21 protein-coding genes and 1 pseudogene are annotated in these 26,996 nt (G+C 67.3%); 17 read left to right on the forward strand and 5 right to left on the reverse strand.

Annotated elements, in window-relative coordinates; translation table 11 throughout:
• Positions 1-19: 19 nt before the first annotated feature.
• Entirely contained in the window at positions 20-1,813 is a 1,794-nt protein-coding gene (locus tag HCU64_RS25470; RefSeq protein WP_233386296.1) for a tetratricopeptide repeat protein, read from the forward strand.
• Between the two features lie 403 nt (positions 1,814-2,216).
• Positions 2,217-4,361 (forward strand): ParB/RepB/Spo0J family partition protein, encoded by a 2,145-nt coding sequence (locus HCU64_RS21395; protein WP_233386297.1) that lies wholly within the window; start codon positions 2,217-2,219, stop codon positions 4,359-4,361.
• Positions 4,362-4,366: 5 nt separating this feature from the next.
• Here HCU64_RS21395 and HCU64_RS21400 read toward each other — a convergent pair whose 3' ends face one another.
• The gene (locus HCU64_RS21400; RefSeq protein ID WP_233386298.1) at positions 4,367-4,840 is read right to left on the reverse strand and encodes a MucR family transcriptional regulator; all 474 of its coding nucleotides are present in this window, start codon (positions 4,838-4,840) and stop codon (positions 4,367-4,369) included.
• Positions 4,841-5,215: 375 nt separating this feature from the next.
• On the opposite strand from HCU64_RS21400, the gene HCU64_RS21405 reads away from it, so the two are divergent.
• The gene (locus HCU64_RS21405) at positions 5,216-5,383 is read left to right on the forward strand and encodes a hypothetical protein (protein WP_233386299.1); all 168 of its coding nucleotides are present in this window, start codon (positions 5,216-5,218) and stop codon (positions 5,381-5,383) included.
• Between the two features lie 74 nt (positions 5,384-5,457).
• Here HCU64_RS21405 and HCU64_RS21410 read toward each other — a convergent pair whose 3' ends face one another.
• Genes HCU64_RS21410 through HCU64_RS21420 form a run of 3 tightly spaced genes read right to left on the reverse strand, consistent with a single transcriptional unit; the run spans position 5,458 to position 6,136 of the window.
• Positions 5,458-5,712, reverse strand: a complete 255-nt coding sequence (locus tag HCU64_RS21410) for a hypothetical protein (protein WP_233386300.1) — start codon at positions 5,710-5,712, stop codon at positions 5,458-5,460.
• Positions 5,713-5,723: 11 nt separating this feature from the next.
• The gene (locus HCU64_RS21415) at positions 5,724-5,900 is read right to left on the reverse strand and encodes a type II toxin-antitoxin system MqsA family antitoxin (RefSeq protein WP_325170008.1); all 177 of its coding nucleotides are present in this window, start codon (positions 5,898-5,900) and stop codon (positions 5,724-5,726) included.
• The gene (locus HCU64_RS21420; protein ID WP_233386301.1) at positions 5,876-6,136 is read right to left on the reverse strand and encodes a hypothetical protein; all 261 of its coding nucleotides are present in this window, start codon (positions 6,134-6,136) and stop codon (positions 5,876-5,878) included. Before HCU64_RS21420 ends, HCU64_RS21415 begins: the two co-directional genes overlap by 25 nt.
• A gap of 705 nt (positions 6,137-6,841) precedes the next feature.
• Between HCU64_RS21420 and HCU64_RS21425 the strand changes: the two genes are divergently transcribed.
• The 14 genes and pseudogenes from HCU64_RS21425 (at position 6,842) to HCU64_RS21490 (ending at position 25,669) form a co-directional block, all read left to right on the forward strand.
• Complete coding sequence (locus tag HCU64_RS21425) at positions 6,842-7,162, forward strand: DUF736 domain-containing protein (protein ID WP_233386302.1); 321 nt, start codon at positions 6,842-6,844, stop codon at positions 7,160-7,162.
• Between the two features lie 252 nt (positions 7,163-7,414).
• Complete coding sequence (locus HCU64_RS21430) at positions 7,415-11,779, forward strand: strawberry notch family protein (protein WP_233386303.1); 4,365 nt, start codon at positions 7,415-7,417, stop codon at positions 11,777-11,779.
• Complete coding sequence (locus HCU64_RS21435; protein WP_233386305.1) at positions 11,779-12,852, forward strand: DUF7146 domain-containing protein; 1,074 nt, start codon at positions 11,779-11,781, stop codon at positions 12,850-12,852. The genes HCU64_RS21430 and HCU64_RS21435 overlap by 1 nt, the downstream gene beginning before the upstream one ends.
• Before the next feature lie 346 nt (positions 12,853-13,198).
• A complete protein-coding gene (locus tag HCU64_RS21440; protein ID WP_233386307.1) occupies positions 13,199-14,143 on the forward strand; it encodes a DUF2493 domain-containing protein in 945 nt (314 codons plus the stop codon).
• Between the two features lie 631 nt (positions 14,144-14,774).
• The gene (gene repA / locus HCU64_RS21445; protein WP_233386308.1) at positions 14,775-15,995 is read left to right on the forward strand and encodes a plasmid partitioning protein RepA; all 1,221 of its coding nucleotides are present in this window, start codon (positions 14,775-14,777) and stop codon (positions 15,993-15,995) included.
• On the forward strand, positions 15,992-17,047 hold the full coding sequence (repB, locus tag HCU64_RS21450; RefSeq protein ID WP_233386309.1) for a plasmid partitioning protein RepB: 1,056 nt from the start codon (positions 15,992-15,994) through the stop codon (positions 17,045-17,047). The genes repA and repB overlap by 4 nt, the downstream gene beginning before the upstream one ends.
• A 190-nt stretch (positions 17,048-17,237) precedes the next feature.
• Positions 17,238-18,512 carry a plasmid replication protein RepC gene (repC, locus tag HCU64_RS21455; RefSeq protein WP_233386310.1) on the forward strand — a complete coding sequence of 425 codons (1,275 nt, stop codon included), beginning with the start codon at positions 17,238-17,240 and terminating at the stop codon, positions 18,510-18,512.
• 542 nt (positions 18,513-19,054) lie between these two features.
• Positions 19,055-19,240 carry a hypothetical protein gene (locus HCU64_RS21460; RefSeq protein WP_233386311.1) on the forward strand — a complete coding sequence of 62 codons (186 nt, stop codon included), beginning with the start codon at positions 19,055-19,057 and terminating at the stop codon, positions 19,238-19,240.
• 242 nt (positions 19,241-19,482) lie between these two features.
• Positions 19,483-20,235, forward strand: coding sequence for a ParA family protein (locus HCU64_RS21465; protein ID WP_233386312.1), 753 nt, complete (start codon positions 19,483-19,485; stop codon positions 20,233-20,235).
• The gene (locus HCU64_RS21470; protein ID WP_233386313.1) at positions 20,232-21,239 is read left to right on the forward strand and encodes a ParB/RepB/Spo0J family partition protein; all 1,008 of its coding nucleotides are present in this window, start codon (positions 20,232-20,234) and stop codon (positions 21,237-21,239) included. The genes HCU64_RS21465 and HCU64_RS21470 overlap by 4 nt, the downstream gene beginning before the upstream one ends.
• Positions 21,240-21,639: 400 nt before the next feature.
• Positions 21,640-22,188 carry a plasmid mobilization protein gene (locus HCU64_RS21475; protein ID WP_233386314.1) on the forward strand — a complete coding sequence of 183 codons (549 nt, stop codon included), beginning with the start codon at positions 21,640-21,642 and terminating at the stop codon, positions 22,186-22,188.
• Positions 22,189-22,355: 167 nt separating this feature from the next.
• A complete protein-coding gene (locus HCU64_RS21480; protein ID WP_233386316.1) occupies positions 22,356-23,234 on the forward strand; it encodes a relaxase/mobilization nuclease domain-containing protein in 879 nt (292 codons plus the stop codon).
• A 512-nt stretch (positions 23,235-23,746) separates the two neighbouring features.
• Positions 23,747-24,424, forward strand: a pseudogene (locus HCU64_RS21485) (2,3-bisphosphoglycerate-dependent phosphoglycerate mutase).
• A 147-nt stretch (positions 24,425-24,571) separates the two neighbouring features.
• A complete protein-coding gene (locus tag HCU64_RS21490; RefSeq protein WP_043765941.1) occupies positions 24,572-25,669 on the forward strand; it encodes a YeiH family protein in 1,098 nt (365 codons plus the stop codon).
• Positions 25,670-25,695: 26 nt separating this feature from the next.
• Here HCU64_RS21490 and HCU64_RS21495 read toward each other — a convergent pair whose 3' ends face one another.
• On the reverse strand, positions 25,696-26,847 hold the full coding sequence (locus HCU64_RS21495) for a TDT family transporter (RefSeq protein WP_012752395.1): 1,152 nt from the start codon (positions 26,845-26,847) through the stop codon (positions 25,696-25,698).
• Positions 26,848-26,996 lie beyond the last annotated feature (149 nt).

Consider the following 26,996-nt stretch of genomic DNA (forward strand, 5'->3'; position numbering starts at 1 on the left):
CCAAGTCGGGGGGGCATCGGTGGCTCGTGGATCGCTCGTTGGCGCACAAGCTTATTCTTGGCGGCTTTCTGGACTTTATGCGGTCGGCGGGTTGATTTTTATCTGCCTCCAGATCCACTGGATGCTGTGGTATTATTTTGATCTAGAATTCGATGCTCAAAAGATCTTGGCTGAGACAGCCACTGGCGGTCTCGTTGGCATCGCTTACGCTGCGCTGCCGACCCTCAACCAACGATATCTTCGGATGAGCTTGCGACGTGTCGTGGCTCAACCGCGCACCCTCGTAATCATGGTAACCGCGATCAGCGCAATCCTGATCGTCGGCGTCACTCTCAATCGAACCCGGATCAGATGGCCTGCTGGGCAAGCGGAGGTCTGGATCGACGATACGCAGCTAACCTCGGAGAAATGGACTGACGCCACCTCGAACTCGCTTTCTGTGTTGGGGAACTTCCTCCGGCCGAAAATACTGAGGGTCGGCGACTTCTCCCAGACCGTGGACTTTCGACCCTTTGTGCCGCTGACCTATGACGTGCCGGAATTCGCGATCTTCTCAACGCGTGGGGAATACAGGCACATCACAAGATTGCTGGCGTTAGCATTTTATCAATTGATTGAAAATCATTTCCTGTCTGAGGCTCGAACCCGTCTCGCGACCGACGAGGGCAAGAAATATATTGACTTGGCCGCGGTGCGTCCGATCGTGGAGCTCTGCTTCAACGGCATCGATGTAGCACGAAGCGGTGACACATTGCTCGGCGCCCTCCATCAGAACCGACGGGCCTCGCCCTGGATCCCGCTCCTTCAAGCGTGTTTGCACTACGCCCACGGTGAATTCGGCGCAGCCGTGGTTGACCTGAGCGCAGCGCCGAAAGTCTCGCCCCCGCCGCTTCGCAACACGGCCGTGTTTTTCGGCGCGGTCAATCAACTCCGCGACTACATCCTGAGGTCGAACCGCGGCGACGTCATCGACCCATCTCTCCTCGAGTCGGCTATTGCCGGTTTTAGGGAAGCGGCGGCGATGGCGGAAAGCCTCGATGATCCCTATTTCAAGGAAATTGCGCGGGGGAGCGCCAACATTTTTCGTGGAATATCCTTCGTGTACAAGCACGACAATGATGCCGCGTTCGAGGCGTTCGAGGTCGCCGCGAAAAGTTCCTATCCCGAGATCCAAGCTCGTTCCCTGAGCGATCTCGGCTACGTCGCTTTACTACGGGGTAGTCTTGCGGACGCGAGGACTTCCTTCACGAGGGCGCTGGAGGTCGATAGGAAATTTCCATACGCCCGAACGAACCTTGGATACCTGCTCCTTGCTGAGGGGCGCTACGACGAGGCGCGCGATCTTTTCATTAAGCTGACGAACGATGACGAACTAAGGAAGGAGAGTCTGCGCGATGTCATCCTTTCTGAGCTGGCCGTCGCGCACATAGAAGCCGAGAAGGGAGGAGTCTCGGCGCCGAACCCTGCTGCCTACGACGCGCCGCTGAAGGAGTTGGGCATCTTCGACTACGTGGGCACTGCGCCCCCGCTACTGCGCCTCGTCCAGATCAGACTCGCGCTGGCGGACAGGATTTACATGAGCCATGACTACTATGGACTCGAGATGTTCGCCCTAGCCATGTATGCGCGTGCCAACGCGGAGGCGCGAACGATGCCCGGCAATGCCGAAGCGATGGCGGCCGCCGACCGGGCCGTAGCGTCGTTTCGAACCGTCTCGCGGACTGTGGACCCACGATGCTTCATCTTTCATGTGCGCGACGGGTTTTTTGGACCTGTCGGCGCCCTTACCTCGGAGTTGCGCGCAAAGGGATAAGCCGACCTGCCCGCGTCGACCTCCGAACCATTTCGCCAGCCATAATATTGGCGTTCAGAGTGGCGAGCGAGAGTATTTACAACCTGAATGGGCGCTGATCCGAAGGCCCGCTTCCGAGCAAGTCGCCAACTTCTGCTTCCCATCGCCGGAAGAAAATGCCGGACGGTCGATGAATGGCTGCTTTCGGGAAGCTCTTACGGCTATCGGCACGACTGACGTGGTGCTTCCCGCCGCTTGAGCATCGGATCACGCCGTAACGATGATCCGACGCGTCAATGAGTTGAGACGGCACTTGACGAGGTCGTCCGGTGGAGCCCCGGAGAGGAAGAGAGCGGAGCGCCGCTTCGCGACGGATCTGAAGGTCGAGAGAGAGGCTCTCGGCCCCCGTCGCGGAGACATGACGATGGTCAATGCGGTTCAGAAGATCACCCTCGCCCCGGCCCGGCTGATCCCCTTCAACAAGCTCGTGCTGAGCCAGGCCAACGTCCGGCGGGTGAAGGCCGGCGCCTCGGTCGAGGAACTCGCCGAGTCGATCGCCCGGCGCGGCCTAATCCAGAGCCTGCACGTCCGGCCGGTGCTGGATGGTGAGGACCGGGAGACGGGGATGTACGAGATCCCGGCCGGCGGGCGCCGCTACCGGGCCCTGGAACTGCTGGTGAAGCAGAAGCGGCTGGTGAAGACGGCGCCCGTGCCCTGCATCGTGTCGGAGGCCGGCAGCGGCATCCTGATCGACGAGATCTCGCTGGCCGAGAACGTCGAGCGGAGGCCACTCCATCCGCTCGACCAGTTCCGCGCCTTCCAGGCCTTGCGCGGGAAGGGCATGACCGAGGAGGCGGTCGCGGCCGCCTTCTTCGTACCGGTCAACGTGGTCAAGCAGCGCCTGCGCCTCGCCGCGGTCGCGGCGGCGCTCCTCGACGTCTACGCCGTCGACGGCATGACGCTGGAGCAGCTGATGGCCTTCACCATCACCGAAGACCACGCCCGCCAGGAGCAGGTCTGGGAGGCGGTCCGCAACAGCTGGTCGAAGGAGCCCTACCAGATCCGGCGCCTGCTCACCGAGAGGACGGTGGCGCCGACCGACAAGCGGGCGCTGTTCGTCGGGATCGAGGCCTACGCGGAGGCGGGCGGGACCGTGCTGCGCGATCTGTTCCAGGAGGATCAGGGCGGCTGGCTGCAGGATGTCGCTCTCATCGACCGGCTCGTGGAGGAGAAGCTGAAGCGCGAGGCCGAGGCGATCGCGGCCGAGGGCTGGAAGTGGATCGAGGTGGCGCTGAGCTTCCCCTACGGGCATCAGTTCGGCCTGCGGGCCCTCGCAGGCGAGCCCGTCGCGCTGACTGAAGAGGAGCGCGCGGCTATCGATGCCCTCACCACCGAGCAGGAGCGCCTGATCGCCGAGCACGAGGCGGACGACGAGATGCCGGAGGCGGTCGACGACCGGCTCGGCGAGATCGAGGCGGCGCTGGAGGAACTCGGTGACCGCCCGCTGCGCTACGATCCGGCCGAGATCGCCCGCGCCGGTGCCTTCGTCTGCATCGGCCATGACGGCCGCCTCCGGGCCGAGCGCGGCTACGTGCGGCCCGAGGACGAGGCGCCGGTCGTGGGCGAGCCGGATGGAGAGGACGGGACTGACGGCACCGGGGACGCCTCGGATCGTGACCCGTCCGTCACGGGGCCGGCGGTGCAGCGAGCGGTGATCACCATCGGCGGCTCACCGGTCGCGGCCGAGCCTGATGAAGAGGACGGCATCCGCCCCCTGCCCGAGCGGCTGATGGCGGAACTGACCGCGCACCGCACGCTGGCGCTGCGCGACGCTGTCGGCAACGATCCACAGGTCGCTCTGACGGTGTTGCTGCACAAGCTGGTGCTCGACACTTTCCGGCATCGCTCGGGGCAGGGTTGCCTGGAGGCCTCCGTCCGGGAGGTCTACCTCGTCGCCCAGGCGGACAACCTGAAGGACAGCGCCTGCGCCCGGGCGGTGGCCGAGCGGCATGCGGGCTGGAAGGTCGAGTTGCCGCAGGACGACGAGGTGCTGTGGGACTGGCTCGCCGGTCTCGACGAGCCGAGCCGCTTGGCGCTGCTGGCGCACTGCGTCAGCTATGGCGTCAACGCGCTGCACGAGAAGCCGAATCCCTACGGTGGCGCGGGCGTGTCCGAGCAGGGGCTACGGCAGCGCCTCACCCAGGCCGACCGGCTGGCGCGGGCGACCGGCCTCGACATGGCGGCAGCCGGCTGGCGGCCGACGGTGGGCAACTATCTCGGCCGGGTGACCAAGGCGCGCATTTTGGAAGCGGTGCGCGAGGGGGCGGGCGAACAGGCGGCCCAGCTCATCGACCATCTCAAGAAGGGCGAGATGGCCAGGGAGGCGGAGCGGCTGCTCGCCGAGACCGGCTGGCTCCCCGAGCCATTGCGCCATGCTGCCGATGGTGCGCCGGCCCCAGCTGAGGAGCGCGACGCCGAGGCCGACGAACTGCCGCCCTTCCTCGCCGCCGATACCGAGGTGGACGAGGCCGGCCCGGTGGGCGACGCTCACGCCATCGCCGCGGAATAGGCGGCCTACGCCACCGGCTGCTTATCGCGACCGCGCCGCTTGGGTGCGGTCGCCTCAGCGGAGGCGGCCTCGGGCTCCGGCGCGTCGACGTGCTTCCGGCCGAGACCGAACGAGCGTGCCAGCGCGGAGCGCTGCTCCGAATAGACCTGCGCGGTCATCGGGTAATCGGCCGGCAGGCCCCACTTGGCGCGGTAGGCCTCCGGAGTCAGGCCGCGAAGCGTCAGGTGGCGCCGCGGCGTCTTGTACGGCTTGCCGTCCTCGAAGCTCACCAGCGCCTCGTGTGGGATCGAGCGGCGGATCTGAGCGGGCATCAGCTTCGATGCGGCGGGCTCCGCGGTCGGCACTGGCTCGCCGAGGCCGACAAGCGCGGCTCGAACCGCGGCGATTAGGCCGGGCAGTTCGACTGGCGGCAGGCTGTTGCGCGACACATAGGCCGCTACGATCCCGACCGTCAGGGCAAGCGTCTCATCCGTTCCCATCTCGACCCGATTGCTCCGGCACTTCGGCTACGTCACGAGAGGACGCGCGGCGGCCGGCCAGGTCGATGCCACGGGCGGCCAATGCTTGAGGAAACCTCGGTCGTGTGGTCTCGCCAAGACAAGGCGTGTGCTGGAACGGCAAGGTTTCGACGACAGGTCCAACCTCACCTCGGCCGAGCACGTGACCACCCCGCTCTCATCGGCGCTGACCCTTGGTCACGCCCGCGGCCTTCCACGATCAACCCTCGGGGGGTCCGCTCCGCATGCGCGGGCGGCCGCTCCCGGCTTCGCCTCCCGCGGTGATCGCGGCCGCGTCCGGACACATCGGGCGCCCGTCGAGCGGGGATGGCCCCGCCGCAGGACGGGAGCCGGACTATGGCGCACGATCTCACCCTCGCCCGCAGCCACGCCTACCACCTCGCCCGCACCCTGATGGTGTGCATCCTCCTGTTCCAGTCCGACAGCGGCTACGGCGTCATGCCCTCCGACGAATTCGACGGCGATCCCGCCAGCGTCATCCTGGAATTCGATCCCTTCGCCTGACCACTGAGGTGACAGGGGCCGCCGGCGACGGCCCCTTCCCCCTTTGCGAACCCGCCAGACGCGGAAGACCTGGCTCAGTTCGTCCCGGGCTCCGGCGGAATGCCGGCGAGATCCTCGACCGCGGCCTTCAGCCGATAACGCCGCTCGGCGCTGTCCTGGAACCACATCTCGATCGCGACCAGGTCGAGGGTGTCGATATAGGCGGAGGTCGGTACCGCGCAGCCGGAGGCGCGGATCGCGCGGATGTTGTGCTGGTAGCGCCGGACCCGCTCGGCCATCGGCAGGTCCGGGCCGTGCTGCAACAGCTTGTCCTTGGGCCAATTCGGCATCGGACCTCTCCCTACCGGAGTTCGTCGGCGAGTTCGGAGTGCCGGTCGAAAACCTGGATGAGTTGGACCGTCGGGCCGCCCGGCTGCACCAGCCCCCACTCGTACTTATCGAAGGCGGTCGCGCCGACCTGCAGCAACGCACCCTCTTGCCGCTGGCACAGCTTCAGCTTCGTCCGAACCCGGCGGATTGTCGCCGGCGTTGGTACGCCGTCGACCTTTCCTTGAGGATACGCAGGGCGGTCTCGACCACGCTCATGTCGTTGCGGAAATGCACCCCCTCCCCTCTCCCGTCCGGGTAGTAGCCCGGCAGTGCGGCCAAGAGAGTCTCGTCCTTGTAGGCGACCATGAACCGACGGAAGCCACGCGTCAGCACCAATCCGGTCTCCGGCGACGGCATGGTGTCGGGCAGCGCGTCCGGCGGCATCCTCATCGCTCCTTGAACGACATGACCCGGTTCTCCGTGACCACGTCGGCCTGGCCCGCCATTCATACGATCAGCCCGGCGGCGAGGACACGATGGACCACCCGTCGGACTCGGCGGTGGGCGATGGTGACCATCGACATCACGATCGTCGTCCACCTGAGGCCCGCGGATCGTGGCGGCAATGCCGTACCGGTCGACGCCGAGAGGGCTATCGCATCGCACAGGACCGATGATCGCAGACCGACCGTCTCCATTTTTGCCTCGGCTCGTTCTGGGCCCATTGAGGTGGTAGAGCAACGTTTCAGCCGCCGGCCTCGCGGCGGGGACGACGGCGGTGGACCGCATCCGGCAGGACCTTGAGCGACTGCAGCTTCCGTCATGCGTGGCGTAGAGCCGACCATCGCCAAGGTTCGTCCGTGGTAGCCCTGCCGAACTGCCCGCGAATCGCGCGGCCTCTCACATGGCCTGATCTGGCCGGGGACGGCTGACGCCTCGACCGGCTAGCCGCAACCGCGGCCGTTCGGGTTTCTTCCCCTGCTGCGCTGACGCTCCGCATTCCTCGCGAGGCAACAAACCCGCCCGTCCGCCGTCCTGCGCTGACGCTGCGGCCTGCAAGCAGGTGCGGCGCCGGCCGCCTCCGGCCTCACCGATCGCCATCGAGGCCGCGGCGGTCGCGGGCTCGGGAACAGGACACGGAGACATCCCATGGCGACCATCGGCACCTTCACCAAGATCGAGGACGGCTTCATCGGCGACATCGTCACCCTCTCGGTCCAGGCCCGCAATGTCCGCATCCTGCAGGACGGACGCGTGACGGCCGAGAACGCACCGAGCCACCGCGTCTACGTCGGACGTGCCGAGATCGGGGCGGCCTGGACCAAGCGCTCCGGTGAGGGCCGCGACTACCTCAGCCTCAAGCTGGACGATCCGAGCTTCACCGCGCCGATCTACGCCAACCTCTTCGACGACGAGGAGGGCGAGGGCTACTCGCTGATCTGGTCCCGGCCCAGCGGCCGGCGGGACTGAGTTCCTCGGCGATACCCCGCCCGGTCGTACCGGGCGGGGCCAGATCGCTCCGGTCCGCCTCCCCCTGCGGCGGCGGCCCCTTGGGCCAATGGTGTCCGGGCGTTCCGCCATCGCACGAAGTGGTGGCTCGTCTCTCGCCGGCCGTGTCGCGGCGAGGAGAGGCAGAGGAGGCCGTGACGGGATCGAGCCTGAGCGGTCGGAAGAGAGAGCGCCGCCTGGGCCCGGTCCGTCCCGCTCTCCCGAGATCCGTCCATGACCGCCCTCCCCGCCCCCGTCACCGCGAGTCTTGCCGCGACCGTCCTGCCGCGTGTCCCTGCCGATCCGGCCGCCGCGATCCTCGCCGCCGCCCGGTTGCTGCTGCCCCGCCTGGAGCGTGGCGAGCGCGTCGACACAGCGATCCTGCGCAACGCGATGGAGGCCGCCTTCGGTGCCTCCGACGCGACCGGCGCCTGGAACTGGAAGGACGCCTACGAGGCCGGCGAGGCTGCCGCCGTTCTGCTCCTGCGCAAGTATGGCAGGGCCCTGTTTCGAACGGCCCCCTCCCCCGCTGCGCGCCTGTCCCTGCTCGCGAAGATCGCCGGCCTGCTGCCCGCGCACACGCGCCGATCCGAGGAGGCGCAGCGCCTGCAGCAGTTCTCGACCCCCCTCCCCCTTGGACTGGCGGTGCTGACCGCGGCGGCGATCACCCCGGCCGACCACGTGCTCGAACCCTCGGCCGGCACCGGATCGATCGCCGTCCTGGCCGAGATCGCGGGTAGCGCCCTCACCCTCAACGAACTGGCCGCGACCCGGGCAGGCCTGCTCTCCGCCCTGTTCCCGGCCGCCCCTGTGACGCGCTTCGACGCTGCGCAGATCCACGACCACCTCGATCCCGGGATCGTTCCGAGCGTGGTGCTGATGAACCCGCCGTTCTCGGTGCTGGCCAACGTGTCGGGCCGCACGGCCGATGCCACGCTCCGTCACATCGGCTCGGCTCTGGCGCGTCTGGCGCCCGGCGGCCGGCTGGTGGCCGTCACCGGAGCTGGCTTCTCGCCCGAGGCACCCGCCTGGCGCGAGGCCTTCATCCGATTGCAGGAGCACGGCAGCGTCGTCTTCACCGCCGCGGTCGATGGTGCGGTCTACGCGCGCCACGGCACCACCGTCGAGACGCGGCTGACCGTGATCGACAAGCGTCCGGCCAACGATCCGTCCGTCTTCTCGGCCTCGCGCGGCACCGCGCCGGACATCGCCACCCTGCTCGCCTGGATCGCCCAGGGCCTGCCGCCCCGGCTGCCCGTGACGCTGCCGCCCAGCCCACCGGCTTCACCTTCCGGTGGCGGCAGGGCTCCTGCGTCCTACAGCCCCAGCCGCGCCGTCGTCCGGAGCATGGCACCGGCAAGCGGCCGAGCCGAGCCCGAAGGCGTTGAACTGGCCTACGAGACGATGGAGTGGACACCGGATGAGGGTGCGCGGCTGAGCGAGGCGCTGTACGAGCCCTACGTGCTCCAGGCGATCCGCATCCCGGAAGCCAAGCCACATCCGACCAAGCTCGTGCAGTCGGCCGCGATGGCCTCCGTTGCCCCGCCCAAGCCCGCGCACCGGCCGATGCTGCCGGCGCGCGTGATCACCGACGGCCTGCTCTCCGACGCCCAGCTCGAGACGGTGATCTATGCCGGCGAGGCCCACGCCGCCCACCTCGCCGGTGCCTGGACCGTCGACGACACCTTCGACGCCGTCGCCGCGGCGCCCGATGACGCCGAGAGCGCCATGCGCTTCCGCCGCGGCTTCATGCTCGGCGACGGCACCGGCTCGGGCAAGGGCCGCCAGGTCGCCGGCATCCTGCTCGACAACTGGCTCTCCGGCCGGCGCAGGGCGGTCTGGGTGTCGAAATCCGACACCCTGATCGAGGACGCCCAGCGCGACTGGTCGGCACTGGGCATGGAGCGCCTGCTCGTCACGCCACTGTCGCGCTTTGCGCAAGGGATGCCGATCACCCTGCCCGAGGGCATCCTGTTCACCACCTACGCCACCCTGCGCTCGGACGAGCGCGGCACGAAGGCCTCGCGGGTCCGCCAGATCGTGGAGTGGTGTGGGGCCGGCTTCGACGGGGTGATCGTCTTCGACGAGAGCCACGCCATGCAGAACGCCGCGGGCGAGAAGGGCGAGCGCGGCGATGTGGCCGCCTCCCAGCAGGGGCGTGCGGGATTGCGCCTGCAGCACGCCCTCCCCGACGCCCGCGTCGTCTATGTCTCGGCCACCGGAGCCACCACGGTCCACAACCTCGCCTACGCCCAGCGCCTCGGCTTGTGGGGCGGGGCCGACTTCCCCTTCGCCACCCGGGCGGAATTCGTCGAGGCGATCGAGGCCGGCGGCGTCGCCGCGATGGAGGTGCTGGCGCGGGATCTCAGGGCCCTCGGTCTCTACACCGCCCGCTCGCTGTCCTACGACGGCGTGGTCTACGACCTCGTCGAGCACGCGCTGACGCCGGAACAGATCGCGATCTACGACGCCTATGCCGGCGCCTTCGCGGTCATCCATAACCATCTCGACGCGGCGATGCGGGCGGCCAACGTCACCGGCGCGTCCGGCACGCTGAACCGGCAGGCTAGGTCCGCGGCGCGCTCGGCCTTCGAGGCGACCAAGCAGCGCTTCTTCGGTCATCTCCTCACCAGCATGAAGACGCCGACGCTGATCCGGTCGGTCGAGGCGGATCTCGCGGCGGGCCACGCCGCGGTGATCCAGATCGTCTCGACCGGCGAGGCCCTGACCGAGCGTCGCCTCGCCGAGATCCCATCCGTGGAGTGGGGCGATCTCCGTATCGACGTGACGCCGCGGGAATACGTGCTCTCCTATCTCCAGCACGCCTTCCCGGTGCAGCTCTACGAGCCGTTCAGCGACGCCGACGGCAACCTCTCCTCCCGGCCGGTCAGCCGCGACGGCCAGCCGGTGCTCTGCCGCGAGGCGGTGGCAAGACGCGACGCTCTGATCGAGCGACTCGCCGCGCTCGACCCCGTGCCGGGGGCGCTCGACGCGATCGTGCAGCACTTCGGCACGCAGGCCGTCGCCGAGGTGACGGGCCGATCGCGGCGGATCGTGCGGAAGCGGGGGACGGACGGTGTCGAGCGGTTCGCGGTCGAGACCCGGGCCGGTGGCGCCAATCTCGCCGAGACCGCGGCCTTCATGGACGACATGAAGCGCATCCTGGTGTTCTCGGACGCGGGAGGCACAGGGCGCTCGTACCATGCCGAGCTGTCGGCGAAGAACCGGCGCCTGCGCGTGCATTACCTGCTCGAGCCCGGCTGGAAGGCCGATGCGGCGATCCAGGGCCTCGGGCGCACCAACCGCACGAACCAGGCCCAGCCGCCGCTGTTCAGGCCGGTCGCCACCGACGTGAAGGCCGAGAAGCGCTTCCTCTCGACCATTGCGCGGCGCCTCGACACGCTCGGCGCGATCACCCGGGGTTCCCGGCAGACCGGCGGCCAGGGCCTGTTCCGGCCGGAGGACAATCTGGAGAGCGTCTATGCCCGCGACGCGCTGCGCCAGCTCTACGGGCTTCTCGTGCTCGGCCGGATCGAGGGCTGCCCGCTTGGCACCTTCGAGGCCGCGACCGGTCTGTCGCTCACGGGCGAGACCGGCGGGCTGCTCGACGAGCTGCCTCCGATCACCACCTTCCTCAACCGGCTGCTGGCGCTGACCATCGCGCTGCAGGGCGTGCTGTTCACCGCCTTCGAGAGGCTGCTCGCGGCCCGGATCGAGGGCGCCATCGCCGGCGGCAGCTACGACGTCGGGCTGGAGACGTTGCAGGGCGAGAGCTTCGCCGTCACCGACGCCCGTGTGATCCACGTCCATCCCGGCACCGGCGCCGAGACGCGTCTGCTCACGATCATTCGACGCGAGCGCAACAGGCCGTTGACGCTGGCCGAGGCGCTCGACCTGTCGCGCGAGCGCGGTGGCCGGCTGCTCCTGAATCAGCGCTCCGGTCGCGCCGCGGTGCAGGTGCCGACGCTCGGCATCATGCTCGACGACGGTTCGATCGAGCGCCGCGTGCGCCTGATCCGGCCGATGGAGTCGCAAGGTTTGCCCGAGGCGCTGATGGCGGAGACGCACTGGGTCGAGGCCGAGCGCGACGCCTTCGCCGCGGCCTGGGAGGCGGAACTCGCCGAGGTGCCGGCCTACACGGACTCGACGATCCATGTCGTCACCGGGCTGCTGCTGCCGATCTGGAAGCGTCTGCCCTCCGAATCGACCCGGGTCTACCGGCTCCAGACGGATGCCGGCGAGCGCATCGTCGGGCGCCGGGTCTCGCCCGCCTGGGCCGCCGCCACGCTGGCGAGCGAGGCTGGGATCACCCTGTCGGCCGAGGACGCGCATGCCGCGCTGGTCGGGGGCCGCGCCGTGCTCGACCTCGCGGACGGGCTCCAGCTCCGTCGGGTGCGGGTGATGAATGCCCATCGCATCGAGCTCGTCGGCTTCGCCGAGCCGATGCGTGATCGCTTGCGCGCGCACGGCCTCTTTGGCGAGATCATCGCCTGGAAGCTCCGCTTCTTCGTGCCGGCCGCCGCGAGCGGCGTGGCGGTGCTGAGCCGGCTCATCGATGCTCACGCGATCGTCCGCGTCGTCGATCGGGAGGCGGCGTGATGGCCCGCGTCGAGATCGCCGAGCTGGCGGCGTGCCTGGCCGAGAACGCCGAGGCCGTGTGTCGCCGTTACCTCCCGAACGGGCGTCGCCAGGGCCGCTATTGGCGGGTCGGCGATGTCCATGACAGTACCGGTTCCTCGCTCTACGTGCGTCTAACCGGACCGGTCTCGGGCCGGGGCCGGCGCGGCAAGTGGACGGATGCGGCCACCGGCGAGCACGGCGACCTGATCGACCTGATCCGGCTCAACCGCGGCCACGCGGACTGGCGAGAGACCTTGGACGAGGTGCGGGACTTCCTGCGCCTGCCGCAGTCGATTGCGCTCGAACCGGCGCCGCGCCGGGACAGTGGCCCGGAAGCGGACCGCGCCGCGTCGGAGGCCGCCCGCCGCCTGTTCCGGATGGGCCGGGCCCTGACGGGCACGCCAGCAGCCACCTACCTCACCGGCCGCGGACTCGGCTTCGCGTTCGGGGCGCCGGCGTTGCGATACCATCCGGGCTGCTACCATCGCCTCGCCGACGGCACGACGGTCCAGCACCCGGCGCTGCTCGCTGTCGTGACCGATCCGGTCGGGCGCATCACCGGCGTTGCCCGAACTTGGTTGGCGCGGGACGGGCACGGTAAGGCGGACCTTGCCGATCCCCGCCGATCGATCGGTGGCCTGCTCGGCAACGGTGTACGCTTCGCAGGCTCCGTTCCGGACACACTGGTAACCGGCGAGGGGTTGGAGAGCGTGCTGTCGGTCCACCGCCTGCTGCCGGCGATCCCCGCGATGGCCGGACTGTCGGCCAATCACCTCGCTGCCCTCGTCCTCCCGTCCGGCCTGCGGCGCCTGTACGTCGCTCGTGACAACGATGCGGAGGGCCTGCGGGCGTTCGAGCGGCTGAAGCACCGGGCGGAGGCGGCCGGTGTTCCGGAGGTGTGGGAACTCGTGCCGGCGGCGGACGACTTCAACACCGACCTCACGGCTCATGGTCCCGACGCCCTGGCGATGCATCTCGCGCCCCAGCTCGCTCGGGACGACGCGATGCGCCTGCCCGGCTTCGGAGTCACACAGGCTGGAGCCGCGGCCTGATCCCCTGGTCTCGAGGGCCGACGCCGATCGAAGGAGTTCGGCCGTCGGGTCGGAGGGAGCCGGCGCAGCGGCCTTCTCGAGAGGGCGACCGATACCGGGTCGGGTGGAGCCCGCAACGGCCTTCCGGCCGACGATTTTCCGCCGCCGCCCCCGGGCGGCTTTGCATCGCGAGACAAAATCGCCGCCTGCGGCCGTCCTCCGCTGCCGCTGCGGCCCTCGCGGGCCCGTCGCCTGCGATGCGACGGGGCCCCCTCCCCGCTCCGATGCGCGCCCCGTCTCGCCCCGGTCTGCCGTCGCCACGAAGGCCGCGGCGGTCGCGGCTTCCCGGATCCCGAAAGGCGATGCCATGCTTGATCGGCTCGACATTCCTTCATTCCTCACCACGGATCGCGACGGCGCAGGTCAGAGTGGCCACCTCCTGGAGGAACTGCTGACGCATCACTACCGCCCCTTCGAGCAGGAGGCCGACCCACGCCCCCTGCCCGAGGCCGGGGCCGTCGAGGGCGCGATGCTCGGGGCGATGAATGCGCTCGCCGACCTGCTCACCGACACCCGGCTGGAGGATGACGCGGCCGATCTGCTCTGGGGCTTCGTCAACCTCTTCCATCGCCGCGTGGACACTCTTGAGCGCAAGCTCGATGACAACGAGGTCGCGCAGAAGCGCGCGCAGGGCGAGCAGGACGGCTCCGAGGTGCGCTCGGTCGACCTGGAGCGGCTGATCGCCTTGGGCTTGAGCCTGACCGAGCGACGCAATGCCTTCGAGTTCGCCCGCGACGCCGCCGCCGCTGTCTACCGGGTCCAGACCGGCTCGCTCTGGCGCCCCCGGTCGGGCTCGCAGGTCAGCCACCGCACGATGACGGCGGCGATGATCGACTCACGCGACTTCCTCGCTGCCAAGCGCCGGGCGGAGACCGAGATCTTGGTGCCGCCGGGCCCGCGCATCGCCTTCACCGGCGGTCAGGACTACCAGGAGGTGGACCGGATCTGGACCGTGCTCGATCGGGTGAAGGCCAAGCATCCGACCATGGTGCTCATGCACGGCGGAAGTCCGAAGGGTGCGGAGCTGATCGCGGCGAAGTGGGCGGATGCCCGCAAGGTGCCGCAGGTTGCGTTCAGGCCGGATTGGACGAAGCACGGCAAGGCGGCGCCGTTCCGGCGCAACGACGCGATGATCGAGGCCATGCCGATCGGCGTGGTGCAGTTCCCCGGTGGCGGGATCAGCGACAATCTCGCCGACAAAGCGCTGTCGCGGGGCATTCCAGTCCAGCGGGGCGTTAAAGCCAGCGTTTAAAGTGGAGAAGGCCGCCGATTGCCGACAAGATAGCACCATGGCGATTGAAGGCTGAAATATATTAGCGCTCCAGCTAAAAACATATCGTGACCGACTTGATCTGTTGCACTGAGATCAAGCGCGGCTCTGGGAAACGCACACTGATCGACGTTGGAGGGCTTCATTATCGACCTCGCAAAGCATCATTATCATGATAGCCACTCCGCATCCCAAACATCATCATGTGCGGCGACCGCAATGCAATCCATTGCGCGGCAGAACAGAAGCACAAGTTGCCATAGGGGTGGATTTTCCGAGAAGAAGACAACGCACGGTTTGTCAGACGAACGTCCGACGCCAGCGTGAAGATCGATTTCGAAACAGCTTCGAACGTACACCAGAGCGCTTCGGGCTCGTCTGGATCAGCGGCATTAAGGCCAAGGTTGGCCACGTCCAGCTGTGCCACTCTCGGATGCCGTTCGTGTGGGGACATGCTGGAGGCTCGTGCATAAAAATCTCGGTCCGCTGATCGGCCGAATGCGCGATCCAGCTACCCTTTCGACTCGACACCCTTGGCCGAATCGTCGTTCTTGCCTAACACTTACAGTTTCTCGGTTCGATTGGCCGATTTTCTGAAAACGTGTTTGAGGCGATGAACCAGCGTGCGGTCGTAGCATCACCAGCAGAGCGGGCTATCGAGGCGCCGGGCGCTTTGATCGGCCAAGATGCCGCGACTCTGCGTAGCCGTCTGCAGTCGATCAGTTCGGGTCTTTTCCCGCCGGACGCAGCGAAGACGCTTCGGCGGTTCGCCGCAAGCGAAGCCGCCAAAATTCTCGGGGTTACGGTCCAGCGCCTCAGCCAGCTCGAAGGCGACGAGGCCGTTCCCGATCCCGAGATCTCGAACACGGGGCGCCGCTCCTACAGTCTCGATGACATACACGCGATCCGGCTGCACCTCGACAAGGTGACGAAAACCGACCGCCGTTACGATCCCTGCCGCGAGGATGGTGAGCACCTACAGGTCATCTCGGTCGTCAACTTCAAAGGTGGGTCCGGCAAAACCACCACGGCGGCACACCTCGCTCAGTCGCTGGCACTGCGCGGATACCGGGTGCTCGCGATCGATCTCGACCCGCAGGCCAGTCTGTCCGCCCTGCTGGGGGTGCAGCCCGAGATCGACGTCGCGCCGAACCAGACGCTCTACGCTGCCATCCGGTATGACAACGAGCGCCGGGCACTGAGCGAGGTCATCCGCAAGACCTACTTCGCCGGTCTCGATCTTATCCCGGCCAACCTCGAACTGCAGGACTTCGAGTTCGACACGCCGCGGGCGTTGACCAGCCGCAAGCCGGGCGAGCCGCTGTTTTTCGAAAGGATGGCGCGGGCGCTCGACGAGGTCGAGGCCGATTACGACGTCGTGGTCGTCGATTGCCCGCCGCAGCTCGGCTACCTGACGCTGTCCGCGCTCAGCGCTGCGACGGCGCTGCTGGTCACCGTGCACCCGCAGATGCTGGACGTCGCCTCAATGAGCCAGTTCCTCGCGATGGTCGAAGACCTGCTGTCCGTTATTTCGGAGCAGGGCGCCACGCTGAGCTACGACTGGATCAGCTACCTCATCACGCGTTACGAGCCGCAGGACGGCCCGCAGACGCAGGTCGTCGGCATGCTCCGCGATCTGTTCGGCGATCGCGTCCTGACGAGCCCGATGCTGAAATCGTCGGCCGTGTCCGATGCCGGGCTTTCCAAGCAGACCCTCTACGAAATGGGCCGCACCGGGGTCACCCGCTCGACCTATGATCGCGCACTGGAGGCGCTCGACCTGGTCAACGGGGAGATTGAAACCAAGATGCAGCGCGGGTGGGGCCGGGCATGAGCAGAAAGGCGAACCTCAGCGCCCTGCTCGCCGGCAAGACTGCGCCCGCTTCCGCTCCGCAAACGGAGGCTGCCGCAGAGAACTTGGCAGCTGCCAAGACAGCTCCTGCCCCGGCCGAAAAGGGCGACTTGGCAGCTGCCAAGAAAGCGCCGCCGGACTGGTCCGCGCGTCCGCGGAGTGGTGCGATCCGCGGCATGGAAGCGACCCTGCGCACGCTCGCGGTTGGCCCAACGGGAGCCGAGGACGGCACGTCGGTCGTCGAACTCGATCCGACCCTTCTCGATCCGTCCATGGTGGTTGATCGCGTCGCCGACCCCGGCGATCCGTCGTTCGCAGCACTCGTCGACAGCATGCGTGACGGTGGCCAGCAGGTCCCGATTCTGGTGCGCAGACATCCGCAGGCCGCCGGCCGGTACCAGATCGCCTATGGGCACCGCCGCTGGCGCGCCGCGGCCGAACTCGGCTGGCCGGTCCGAGCGGTCATCAGGCCCCTGACGGATGACGAGCTCGTCGTCGCGCAAGGCAAGGAGAACCTCGAACGGCGCGATCTCAGCTACATCGAGAGGGCGCTGTTCGCCGCTCGCATGGAAGCCCAAGGGTTCAAGCGCGAGACGATCTGGTCGGCGATGGGTACCGTCGAATCCGAGATCAGCCGGTACGTCGCCATCGTCGCGAACGTGCCTGAGCATCTTATCGCGGCGATCGGACCGGCCCCCAAGATCGGGCGCCCGCGCTGGGTCGCATTCAGCGATCGGCTCAAGGCGGTCGGCGCCGGCCTCGCCGAAGCCGCCGTGGCCGAGCTTGGCTTCGCGGAGAAGGCGACGGACGACCGATTCGCTGCCGTGTTCGCAGCGCTGAGCGGGAAGGCGGCGGTGAAGGCACCCAAGCCGCAGGTCTGGAAGGATCCCCAAGGCCGCAAGGTCGCGCGCGTCGAGCGCAGCGGCGGCCGCTTCATTCTGTCGATCGACGAGACGATGGAGCCCGATCTCGGCTCCGCGCTTCTCGACCGGCTCCCCGAGATCCTCGCCGCCCTCAAGGCCGGCAAGGCTTAACCCCGCCCGTCGCCCGAACCGAAAGGAGACCGACCCCCCGGAATAAGAAAAGGCCCCCGAACCGCGTCCGGAAGGCCCTCTCTGTCGTCTGAGCAACCACAGAGAATCATACCTCCCGGCACATCGTCAAGCGATTTGACGCCGACCCGTTTCGGCGAACGCCCCATCTTTGCCCGGCCTCGGCCACGCCATGATCGATCACATCACGACGCCCTTCGGGCGGCGATCGCTGACGGCTGCGCAGATTCAGGCGCAGGCGAATGCTGCCGCATGCCCGCCCGAGACCACCACGGACAAATGGGCCGTGGTCCGCCACGTCTCGACCGCCCGCTGCGAACTGGGCCTGGCGGACCGCGCCATCGCGATCCTGTCGGCTCTGGTCAGCTTCTATCCGGAGACGACGCTACAGGCCGGAGAGGGCGCTCAGCTGGTCGTGTTCCCGTCGAACGCCCAGATCCGGCTTCGGGCGCATGGCATCGCCGAAACGACCCTGCGGTATCATCTCGGGGCGCTTGTCGAGGCCGGCATCCTCATCCGCCGCGATAGCCCGAACGGGAAGCGTTACGCCCGGAAAACGCAGGGGGGCGAGATCGCGGACGCCTTCGGCTTCGACCTGACGCCGCTGGTCGCCCGCGCGGCCGAGTTCGCGGCGATTGCGGACCGGATCGCTGCAGCGGAACGCGCCGAACGCCTCGCCAAGGAGCGTGTCAGCCTGATGCGGCGTGATCTCCGCAAGCTGATCGCCTGGGCAGCCGAGGCCGGCGCGCCTGGCCCATGGGACGACCTGTCGGTACAGCTCGATGCGCTGATCGACGGCTTCCCCCGCCGGCCGTCGGGCGAGGCCCTGGCGGCCATGGACGCCGCACTCGGCGCCTTGTTGATCGAAACCCACAAGCATCTGGATGTTGGTGCAGAATCCACGATTCACGTTGGCAATGCCAGCGAAACGCGACGGCACCATCAGAATTCAAAACCAGACCCCTCTAGAATCGGAAAAGCATCCGAGGGGAGCCCAGAAGAACTCGCCGCGCCACAGGCAGGGCCGGGCAGGGCGGGATCGACGTACCCGCTCCCCATGGTGTTGGAGGCTTGCCCCGACATCGTCGATTACGCCCGGGGTGGCGTCAGGACCTGGGGCGACCTGGTCGATGCCGCCGATCTGGTTCGCGCCATGCTCGGGATAAGCCCCACCGCATGGCAGGAGGCCCGGGACGTCATGGGGGCAGAGACGGCAGCGGTGACGGTTGCGGCAATCCTGCAGCGAACCGAGCATATTCGAAGCCCCGGCGGCTATCTGCGGTCGCTGGTCGAGCGAAAGCGGAAAGAGTTGTTCAGCCTCGGCCCTGTGCTGCAGGCCCTGTTGCGAGCCCGGGCACCAGCCGGAATGCATGCCGGCAGGGAGAAGTTCAGTGCTCCAAGAGCGTTGGGCGCTTCTAGCGTGGTCCTGCGGGGAGGTGGCGGGTAGGTTTCAATAACGGGCAACGCTCGATTCTAACAGAAACCTGCCTCATGGACATTGAAATGAACGTGGCGACGCCTAAGGGTGACTCCTCTGCCAGATAGAATCGCACGGGCCTGCGGCAATCCAGTCTTGCTTTTGGCTTGGCCTCGTTTTGTCCGTGAGTGACCGGCTTTAGGTAGCTTCCCTTTCAGCGCATCGGCATCAACCTAATGAGCCGTAACAGCAGGAGCGCGTTCGTCCGGCTATGGCCGTACGACCAGGCTCTACTCGGGGCTGGTGGCCCCTCCCCGAACCGCGTCGCGTTTCGACCGCTCACGCGGTGACGATCCTTCGCGCGGGAGCCACATCCTGAACCGGGGGGCTGCTCAGTCCGCCCAGGATACCGGTCCGGATCAGCCCGCTTCAAGGACGAGCGGTTCCCCCAAAATGCTGGCGCATTTCGGCTCCCCCACTCGCCGGCTCCGCCGGTCGCTGCCGCGCTCCTTGACCCGGCCCGACACGACCCCGTGCGCGCTCTCGTCTTCACATGACGAGAGGAACACGAGATGTCGCACGTCGACCACATCGCGGAACTGCGCGCCGAACTCGCCCACTGCCTGCTGACCAAGCGCGAACGCGCCCAGCTCGAAGCGGAGTTGAGGAAGGCTCTGGCGGCTCGGGCTTCGAGCGACAGGCGGATCCCGACACCATCCATGCCAGGCACAGAGCTCAACGGCGCCGCACGCTTTTGAGCGTCGACACAGGAGGCGGTGCGTCCGCCTCCTGGCCTCCTGCGTGATCGGCCCGATACGTGTGCGGGCAACGCCTGAGCACGTTGCGACCGGCCGGTCCATGTTTGCCCGGACAAACACCTGCGATTTTTACCAGCCTGTCTCGCGTGCGCAGCCGCCGATAGATTCGCTTCGAGCCGCCGACGATCGTGAGTCATCGCGAGCGTCGACTACTGGAACGACGACGCAAGCCGGACGATGCCATGAAAGTGCTTGTAGTCAACAATCAGAAGGGCGGGGTCGGCAAAAGCACGATCGCCGTTCACCTCGCTTGGTATTTCGCAGAGCTTGGCCAGCGGGTTCTGTTCGTGGACCTCGACCCCCAGCGCAACGGCACCTCGACCCTCGATGCCCATACCGGAGCGCTGCCGGCCTCCGCACTGTTCCTCGATACGGTGCAGATCGAGCCACTCTCGGAACCGAGCATTCGCGTCGTCCCGGGTGATCCGAAGCTGCAGGGCATCAACGACGTCGAGGCCAAGGTCATCAATCGGTACAAAGCGAATCTGATCGCGGCCGCCAACGGCTTCGACGTAGCGGTGATCGATACCCCGCCAACCTTCAGCGTGCGCAACCTCGCGGCCCTCATCGGCGCCCACTACGTTCTCGCCCCGATCGACCTCGACGAATACGCGATCGACGGTATCGAAGCGCTCCTCAAGAACGTCACTGGCGTAAGACAGCGCTTCAATCCCGAACTCATCTTCCTCGGATTAATGCCGAACCGACTGCAGGCGACCTCGCCGCGCCAGCGCGCGAATCTCGAAACACTCGTGCGCAACGTCGGCCCCCGCTACTTGTTCGACGGCGTCATCCTGCAACGCTCGGCCTTCGGCGAAGCCCTGTCCGAGAAGAAGCCTGTCTGGGCCCTGACCAAGACCTCGGCACGGGAAGCCGGCCGCGAGATCCGAGCGGTGTTCGCGAAGGTGGCGGCCCGGATGGAGATCGCGGCATGAGCTACGCCCGGAAGGTCGAGGGCCTGTCGAACCTGTTCGAGGGCCTCGACGACGTCGCGGGCGCCGTCGCCGCGACCGGCACACCTCTCGAAATCGCGCTCGACGCCATTGAGGAAGACCCCAACCAACCCCGCATCCGCTTCTCGGAACTCGAACTCGCTGAACTCGCGGCCTCGATCGTCGAGCGCGGCGTCCGACAGGCCATCACCGTCACGCCGAGAGGGGAGGGGGGTCGTCACCGCATCCTGTACGGTGCCCGCCGGTTCCGGGCCGCGCAACGCGCGGGCCTCTCGACGATTCCGGCCGTCATTCGAGCATCATCGCCCGACGACGCTTACGATCAGATGATCGAGAACATCCAGCGGGACGATTTGACCTCGGCGGAGATCGCGGCGTTCGTGTCGCGCCGCATGGCGCTCGGCGAGAAGCAGGTCGAGATCGGGCGTCGCCTGGGCAAGGACCGCTCTTTCGTCGCCATGCATGCGGCCGTGGCTCAGATGCCGGACGCACTCCGGGCCATGCTCGAGACCTCGCCCATCCGCGGCGTGTACGAACTCTATCAAGGTTGGCGCAGCCACCCCGAACCGGTCCTCGCCTTCTGTCGATCGCGGGACCAGTTCACGCGCGCCGAGGCGAATGCCTTCGTCGAGAGCCTGAAAGATACCTCAGCGGCTGATCCGGTGAGCGCTGCCTCATCGGGCGCTGCGCGACCGTTTCCTTCGCCGATCGACCTTCGCGCCGAGCATTCACCGGCGCATCCTCGTACAATTGGCGCGAAACGTGGTCTCGATCGCCCTGGCGCTCTTGCTTCGACCCCGAAGGCGCCCGGTGCGGAAGCCACAGTCTTCGTCCGCGTCGACCAGCGCGAGGGACGGCTCCTGCTCGACCGTCAGGCCGATCTGGGTGCCGACCATGCCCGTGTCCGCTATGACGATGGAGCGATTGCCGAGGTCGCCGTGAACGACCTTCGCCTCGTGGCGGTGCGCGATCGGCGGTCCTCGTGAGCCGCTTCCTGCGTGTTTGCCCGGGCAACACCGCTCCTCTGTCTGGCGCCCGCTTCCTGGCCGCATCTGCCTTCCCGTCCCGGAACCGAGCCGCTTTTCCACCCGCAGGGCGAAGCGGAACGCGGAGCAGCCGGAGGCCGAACGCGCTTCCCCATAGCGCCGTAGAGAGGCCGGAGGCTGTGTGTAAAGCGGCTTCCGTTCGCGAAGCCTGCGAAGCGATGGGGCTCGTCCCGAACCGTGGCGACATTGGCGACCCGCATCCTCGACATCGCCGTCGGCTTCATCGGACCTGCAGTGCGCTCACCTCGATGGAAGGCGCTATGAGGGGTGTGCAAGGTCTAGTGCAGGATAGGCTTGCCGCCAGCATTGTATTACAGAAGTTGTCGCCCATCGAGGCCCCATGGCGACGGTAACATTCCGGGTTCCGGACGAGGTCGCCACGCGCTTTGCGGCCCGGGCGCATCGCGAGGGCGGGAAGTCGGCATTTCTCCGTCGGCTGGTGGACGAGGCTGTTGGTGCGCGCCAAGCGGCGTCGGCAAGCGGTGCCGGCTCGGTACTACCCTCGATCGCGGCGGCGCTCGGACCCTCGACGAAGGTGACCTTGCGTCTGCGTGCGGAGGAGATCGACCGCATCGTCGGGCTCGCCGAGGCGCGGGGGATGAGCCGGACCCAGTGGATCACCTCCCTGGTGCGGGCTCGGCTCGGCGTGGAGCACCCACAGACCGGTGACGAGCGTGTGGCGCTGCGGGCGATCGCCCGCGAGCTCAACCGCATCGGCGGCAACGTCAATCAGATCGCCCGCGCGGCGAACACCGATGCCCGGTCGAACCGGCCCGTATCGCTTGATGTCGGTCTGCTGGCGGAGATGACGGTGGCCGTCGACGGCCTCGCGAGCGCGCTCCGCCAAGCACTCGGACGCAGCGCCGGCTATTGGGATACCGAAACGTGAGTGGGGCGAAGGCGGGCGACTTGCCGCCGATCTCCTACGTGTGGCAGACGCCGATCCGTCGTCCCAAGCGACAACCCTGGGACATGCCGGGTCCCAGCGGCGGGAAGGCGCTCACCCCTGCGATGAGAGGCCGGCTCGAGCGGATCGTCGCGCGTGTGCCCGAGGTGATGGTCAAGATCACCGGACGCACGAAGGGCGTCGAGCATCTCTGCTCCCATCTCGCCTACATCACGCGCAACGGCGATCTGGCGGCCGAGACGGAGACCGGTGTCGTGATGGAGGGGCGTGGCGGGTTGCGCGATCTCCAGGACCGGTGGTCCGAGGATGTTGTCCTCGACACGCGGCGGGCTAACCGGACGCTGTCGGTCAACATGATCCTGTCGATGCCGCCGGGAACGGATGGGACGAAGGTCCTCGACTCGGTCCGGGCTTTCGCGATCGACACGTTCGAGGGACGGCATGATTACGCCTTCGTGCTTCATCAGGACGACGTGCATCCGCATGTCCATCTGACCGTGCGCGCGGCGGGTTATGACGGGCGCCGCCTCAATCCGCGCAAAGCCGACCTGCACCAGTGGCGCGAACAGTTCGCGCAAGAGCTTCGGTCGCGCGGGGTCGCAGCGGAGGCGACCCCACGGCGTACACGCGGCAAGGTGCGCAAGGCCGATCGGGGAAAGGTCCGGGCCATCAAGGAGCGCGGCGAGCAGCCTCGGGTGGAGCGCCTGGCGCGAGAAGAGGTGGTGCGGCAGTCCCAGGAGAGGGTGGAACGACCCTGGGAGGAGCGGATCCGGGAGCGGCAGGCCAACATCCGGGCTCACTACCTTGCTTTCGCCGAAGAGATCGGTCGCTCAGCCGATCCGGCCGACCGGGCCTTGAGTCTGCGTATTCATTGCTTCGTAGAGGACATGCCGCCGCTGGATACGCGCCGACACACCCTGCGCGAGGAACTCGCGCACATGAGCGCGCTTAGGCGGTCACAGCGTGAATCACTCCTACGGGATGATGGCCGAAGAGGCCTGGAACCGGGGGAGGATCGATCGCGCTGAGATGTAACAGTGCCGGATAGCGTCTTAGAAGCCTTATCAAACCGAAGCGATGTTAATGATATCAACGTGTTATCGAACGGCTGCGGGGGTTTTGATAGAGCTTCTTACACAAGGTGTGAATGGAACGTCCGGGACGGATGGATGTGCGACTGTTCGCTTCTGAGCGAGAGTTCGGAGAAGCAGGCGCCGCAGTTGCGCCCTCTCGCGACCCCTTTCACTCCATCGTGGGCAGCTTGCGTAACGTCCGGTGGGGAGCGTTTTCCGAACATGAGCGAGTAGCAGTTTCGGACTTGATTTACGGCACAGCCAAGCTGCTGATTCGCGGGGCTAATTCAACAGTCCGAAACTCGTGATTTGTGTCCTGCCTGCTTTGGGTGGGAAGCAGCTTGGCTGCTTTCAGTCGCATGACGTTCTTAAGCGGACCTAGGATGACCCGCCGTCTCTGGATGGACGGTCCAACCCATCGCATGGTCGAAGTTCGTTAAAGTCGGATGCCGACTTCATCAGAGGCGATGCGACCGGCGCGAAAGTGCTCTGCCTCGGGAGGCAGCGTGATTCACGATTGCAAAGGCCCGGTCACGCGATGTCTCGTGCTAGTCCGGCATGGCCAGCGCGTAGCCAACCGATCCGGCCTGTTCACGGGATTGCTGGACTCGCCCTTGACCGAGCAGGGCCGGATGGAAGCCGAGACAGCCGGGCGGCGTTTGGCCGAGCGCCGCTGGCGCTTTTCCGCTGCCTTCACCTCGACGCTGACGCGGGCCGTCGTGAGCGGCCGGCTGATCCTCGATGCGCTCGGGCAACCAGGATTGGTCCCCCAACGCTTCGCCGCGCTCGTCGAGCGAGACTACGGCGACCTCAGCGGGCTCGACAAGATCGCCGCCGTTGCGCGCTGGGGGGCGGAGCGGATCGAGACCTGGAGCCGCTCCTACGCCGAGGCGCCGCCGAACGGTGAGAGCCTGCGCGATACCGTCTCCCGCATTGTGCCATGCTACCTCCGAACCATCCAGCCGGCGGTCATGGGCGGAGACGTGCTCGTCGTCGCCCACGGTAAATGCCTGCGGGCGCTTGTGATGGCGCTCTAAGACCCCAGCCCGGCGGAGGTCGAGCACCTCGAACTCGCGACGGGCTCCGTCAGGATCTATGAGCTTGCCGCGGACACGACGATCGAAGCTCGCTGGATCGACGGGTGAATCCGCCTGTCGGCCCCCCACAATGGATCTCCACCGGCTGCAGAAGGTTCCACATTTCATCTATTTCAGTGATGGAAAGCATCTAATCATTCCGTTGGAGTGAATGAACAGGACCTGGGATCCTCCGGCATCACATCGGAGCCATCCATGTCCGCGCCCAGACTTTTCTCCCACTGTCGTTCGACGCGTGCTTTGGCCGGCACGAGAGCCATCCTTCCGGGACTCGGCCTCTGCGTGGCGGTCACCGCCGCCGCGGTCGGCTTCGAGGCCGTCGAAACGCACCTGTTCGGTCGCGCCTGGCTCGAAGCCCTGGTGCTGGCGATCCTACTCGGGAGCGCGATCCGCACCGCCTGGACCCCGTCGCAGCGTTTCTTTCCCGGCATCGCCTTCGGCGCCAAGACCGTGCTGGAGATCGCGGTCGTCCTGCTCGGGGCCTCGCTCAGCCTCACGAAGATCCTCGCCGCCGGTCCGGGCCTGCTCTTCGGCATCGCGGGCGTGGTCATTGTCGCGATCCTGTTGAGTTACGGCATCGGTCGGGCGCTCGGGCTGCATCCGCGCATGGCGATCCTCGTCGCCTGCGGTAACTCTATCTGCGGCAACTCAGCCATTGCCGCCACGGCCCCGGTAATCGGTGCCGACGGCGAGGACGTCGCAGCCTCCATCGCCTTCACCGCGGTGCTCGGCGTGCTGGTGGTGCTCGGCCTGCCGCTGCTGGTGCCGCTGCTTGGCCTGTCGCCTATGCAGTACGGCGTGCTCGCCGGCCTCACCGTCTACGCCGTGCCGCAGGTCCTCGCCGCCACCGCGCCGGTCGCGGCACTTAGCGTCCAGGTCGGGACGCTGGTCAAGCTGGTGCGCGTGTTGATGCTCGGCCCGGTCGTTCTGGCGCTCTCCCTCGGCGCAAGCCGGCTTCGCGAGGAGCCGGACGCGGCCGAACCTCGCGTCACGGCTGGGGACCGGCCGGCCGGCGGCCGTCTCGCAATCCACCGGCTCGTGCCATGGTTCATCCTGGCCTTCCTAGCGGTCGCTGCCCTGCGCTCGGCCGGACTGATCCCGGCCGTCGCCCTCAAGCCGATCTCACAGATGGCCAACCTCCTCACCATCGTCTCGATGGCGGCGCTCGGCCTCGGGGTCGACGTGCGCAGCGTCGCCAAGGCCGGCGCGCGGGTGACCCTGGCGGTAGTCGCCTCGCTCCTCGCGCTCGGCGCCGTCAGCCTCGGTCTGATCCGCGTGCTGGGCCTCGCTTGAACCGATCGGATGCGCCCGAGGCCCGGTCAGGCCCCGGCGAGGCATGGTGAGACGAAGAGCTCCCCGCGATAGGCCCCGCGCAACGTGCGCACGGACACGATCAGCCAGAGCAGGGTCAGCAAGCCGACGAGGCCCGCTCCGAGCCAGGCGAACCCGCTGAGTGCCGTCACTTCGCCGATCCGCAGGGTGGCCAGGGCATAGACGCCGAGCGGGAAGATGTAGCCCCACCAGCCGAGGTTGAACGGAACGCCGGCGCGCAGGTAGCGCACCGTAACAGCGAGCGAGAGCAGGAACCACCAAGCCCCATAGCCCCAGAGAATCAGTGCGCCGATGAGGCCCACGATCCTGAGGATGTCCGGAGCTCCGGCAAAACCGCCCGCCGCGAGGATCGGGCCACCGGCCTGCCCCAGCACGAGCAGGCCGAGCGCCCCGGTTCCGAGCGGACCGAGGGAGAGCCAGCTCGATGCCGCCATCTCTCGCGGCGGCAGGTTGTGCAGCGCCATGCGCAGCACCAGGATCGCCAGGATACTCAGCGCCAGCGGGACCGAGACGCCCCACAGCACGAAGCTCGTGACGATGACGGCGAGCTGCTGGCTCTCGCCGCTCAGGGCCGGGGCGAGCAGGCCGCCGGAGACGGCGACGACCTCGGCGGTCACTACCGGCAGCAGCCAGACGGCCGTCATCTGGTCGATGCGGTGCTCCTGACGGGTGAACATCAGATAGGGAATCGCGACGGCACAGATCAGAGCGAGCGCCACGTCGATCCACCACAGCGGCAGGGCGATGCGGACGGTATCGGCGCCGAGATACGGTGGACCGAAGATCAGCAGCCCGTTCAGCAGCGTCGCCAGCGCCATCGGGATCGCCCCGAAAAACATTGACACCGTCGAGTGTCCGAAGATCCGTCGGGCGCCATCGAAGTAGAAGATCCAGCGCGCGCCGTAGACCAGGCAGAAAGTTGCGAAGAGCACGACGGAGGCGAGCCAGAGCCCGAGCGGGACAGGGGCCAGCAGGGCATGCGTCGCCGGCAGACGGTCGAGGGCCAAGGCGACCACGCCAGTGCCCATCACCACTGTGAACCAGTTCGGCGTAAATTGCCGGATCACGTCCCGCGGATGCTGGAGGCGCGAGAGCGGCTTTAGGCCTGTGCTGATCGCCAGCAGACTGGATTCGGACACGGGGCGTTCTCGGGCTTCGGAGGGTCAACGCACCGGCTCTAGCACGCCCCCGCATCGCGCGCCGCCGCGATAGATAGCAGCTCGCAAGTGGCGGCTAATCATCAAAACAATCGATTAAAACTAGCTATGCAAACCGTTAGTACGAATGG

The organism is Methylobacterium sp. C25, assembly GCF_021352225.1.
Classification (GTDB): Bacteria; Pseudomonadota; Alphaproteobacteria; order Rhizobiales; family Beijerinckiaceae; genus Methylobacterium.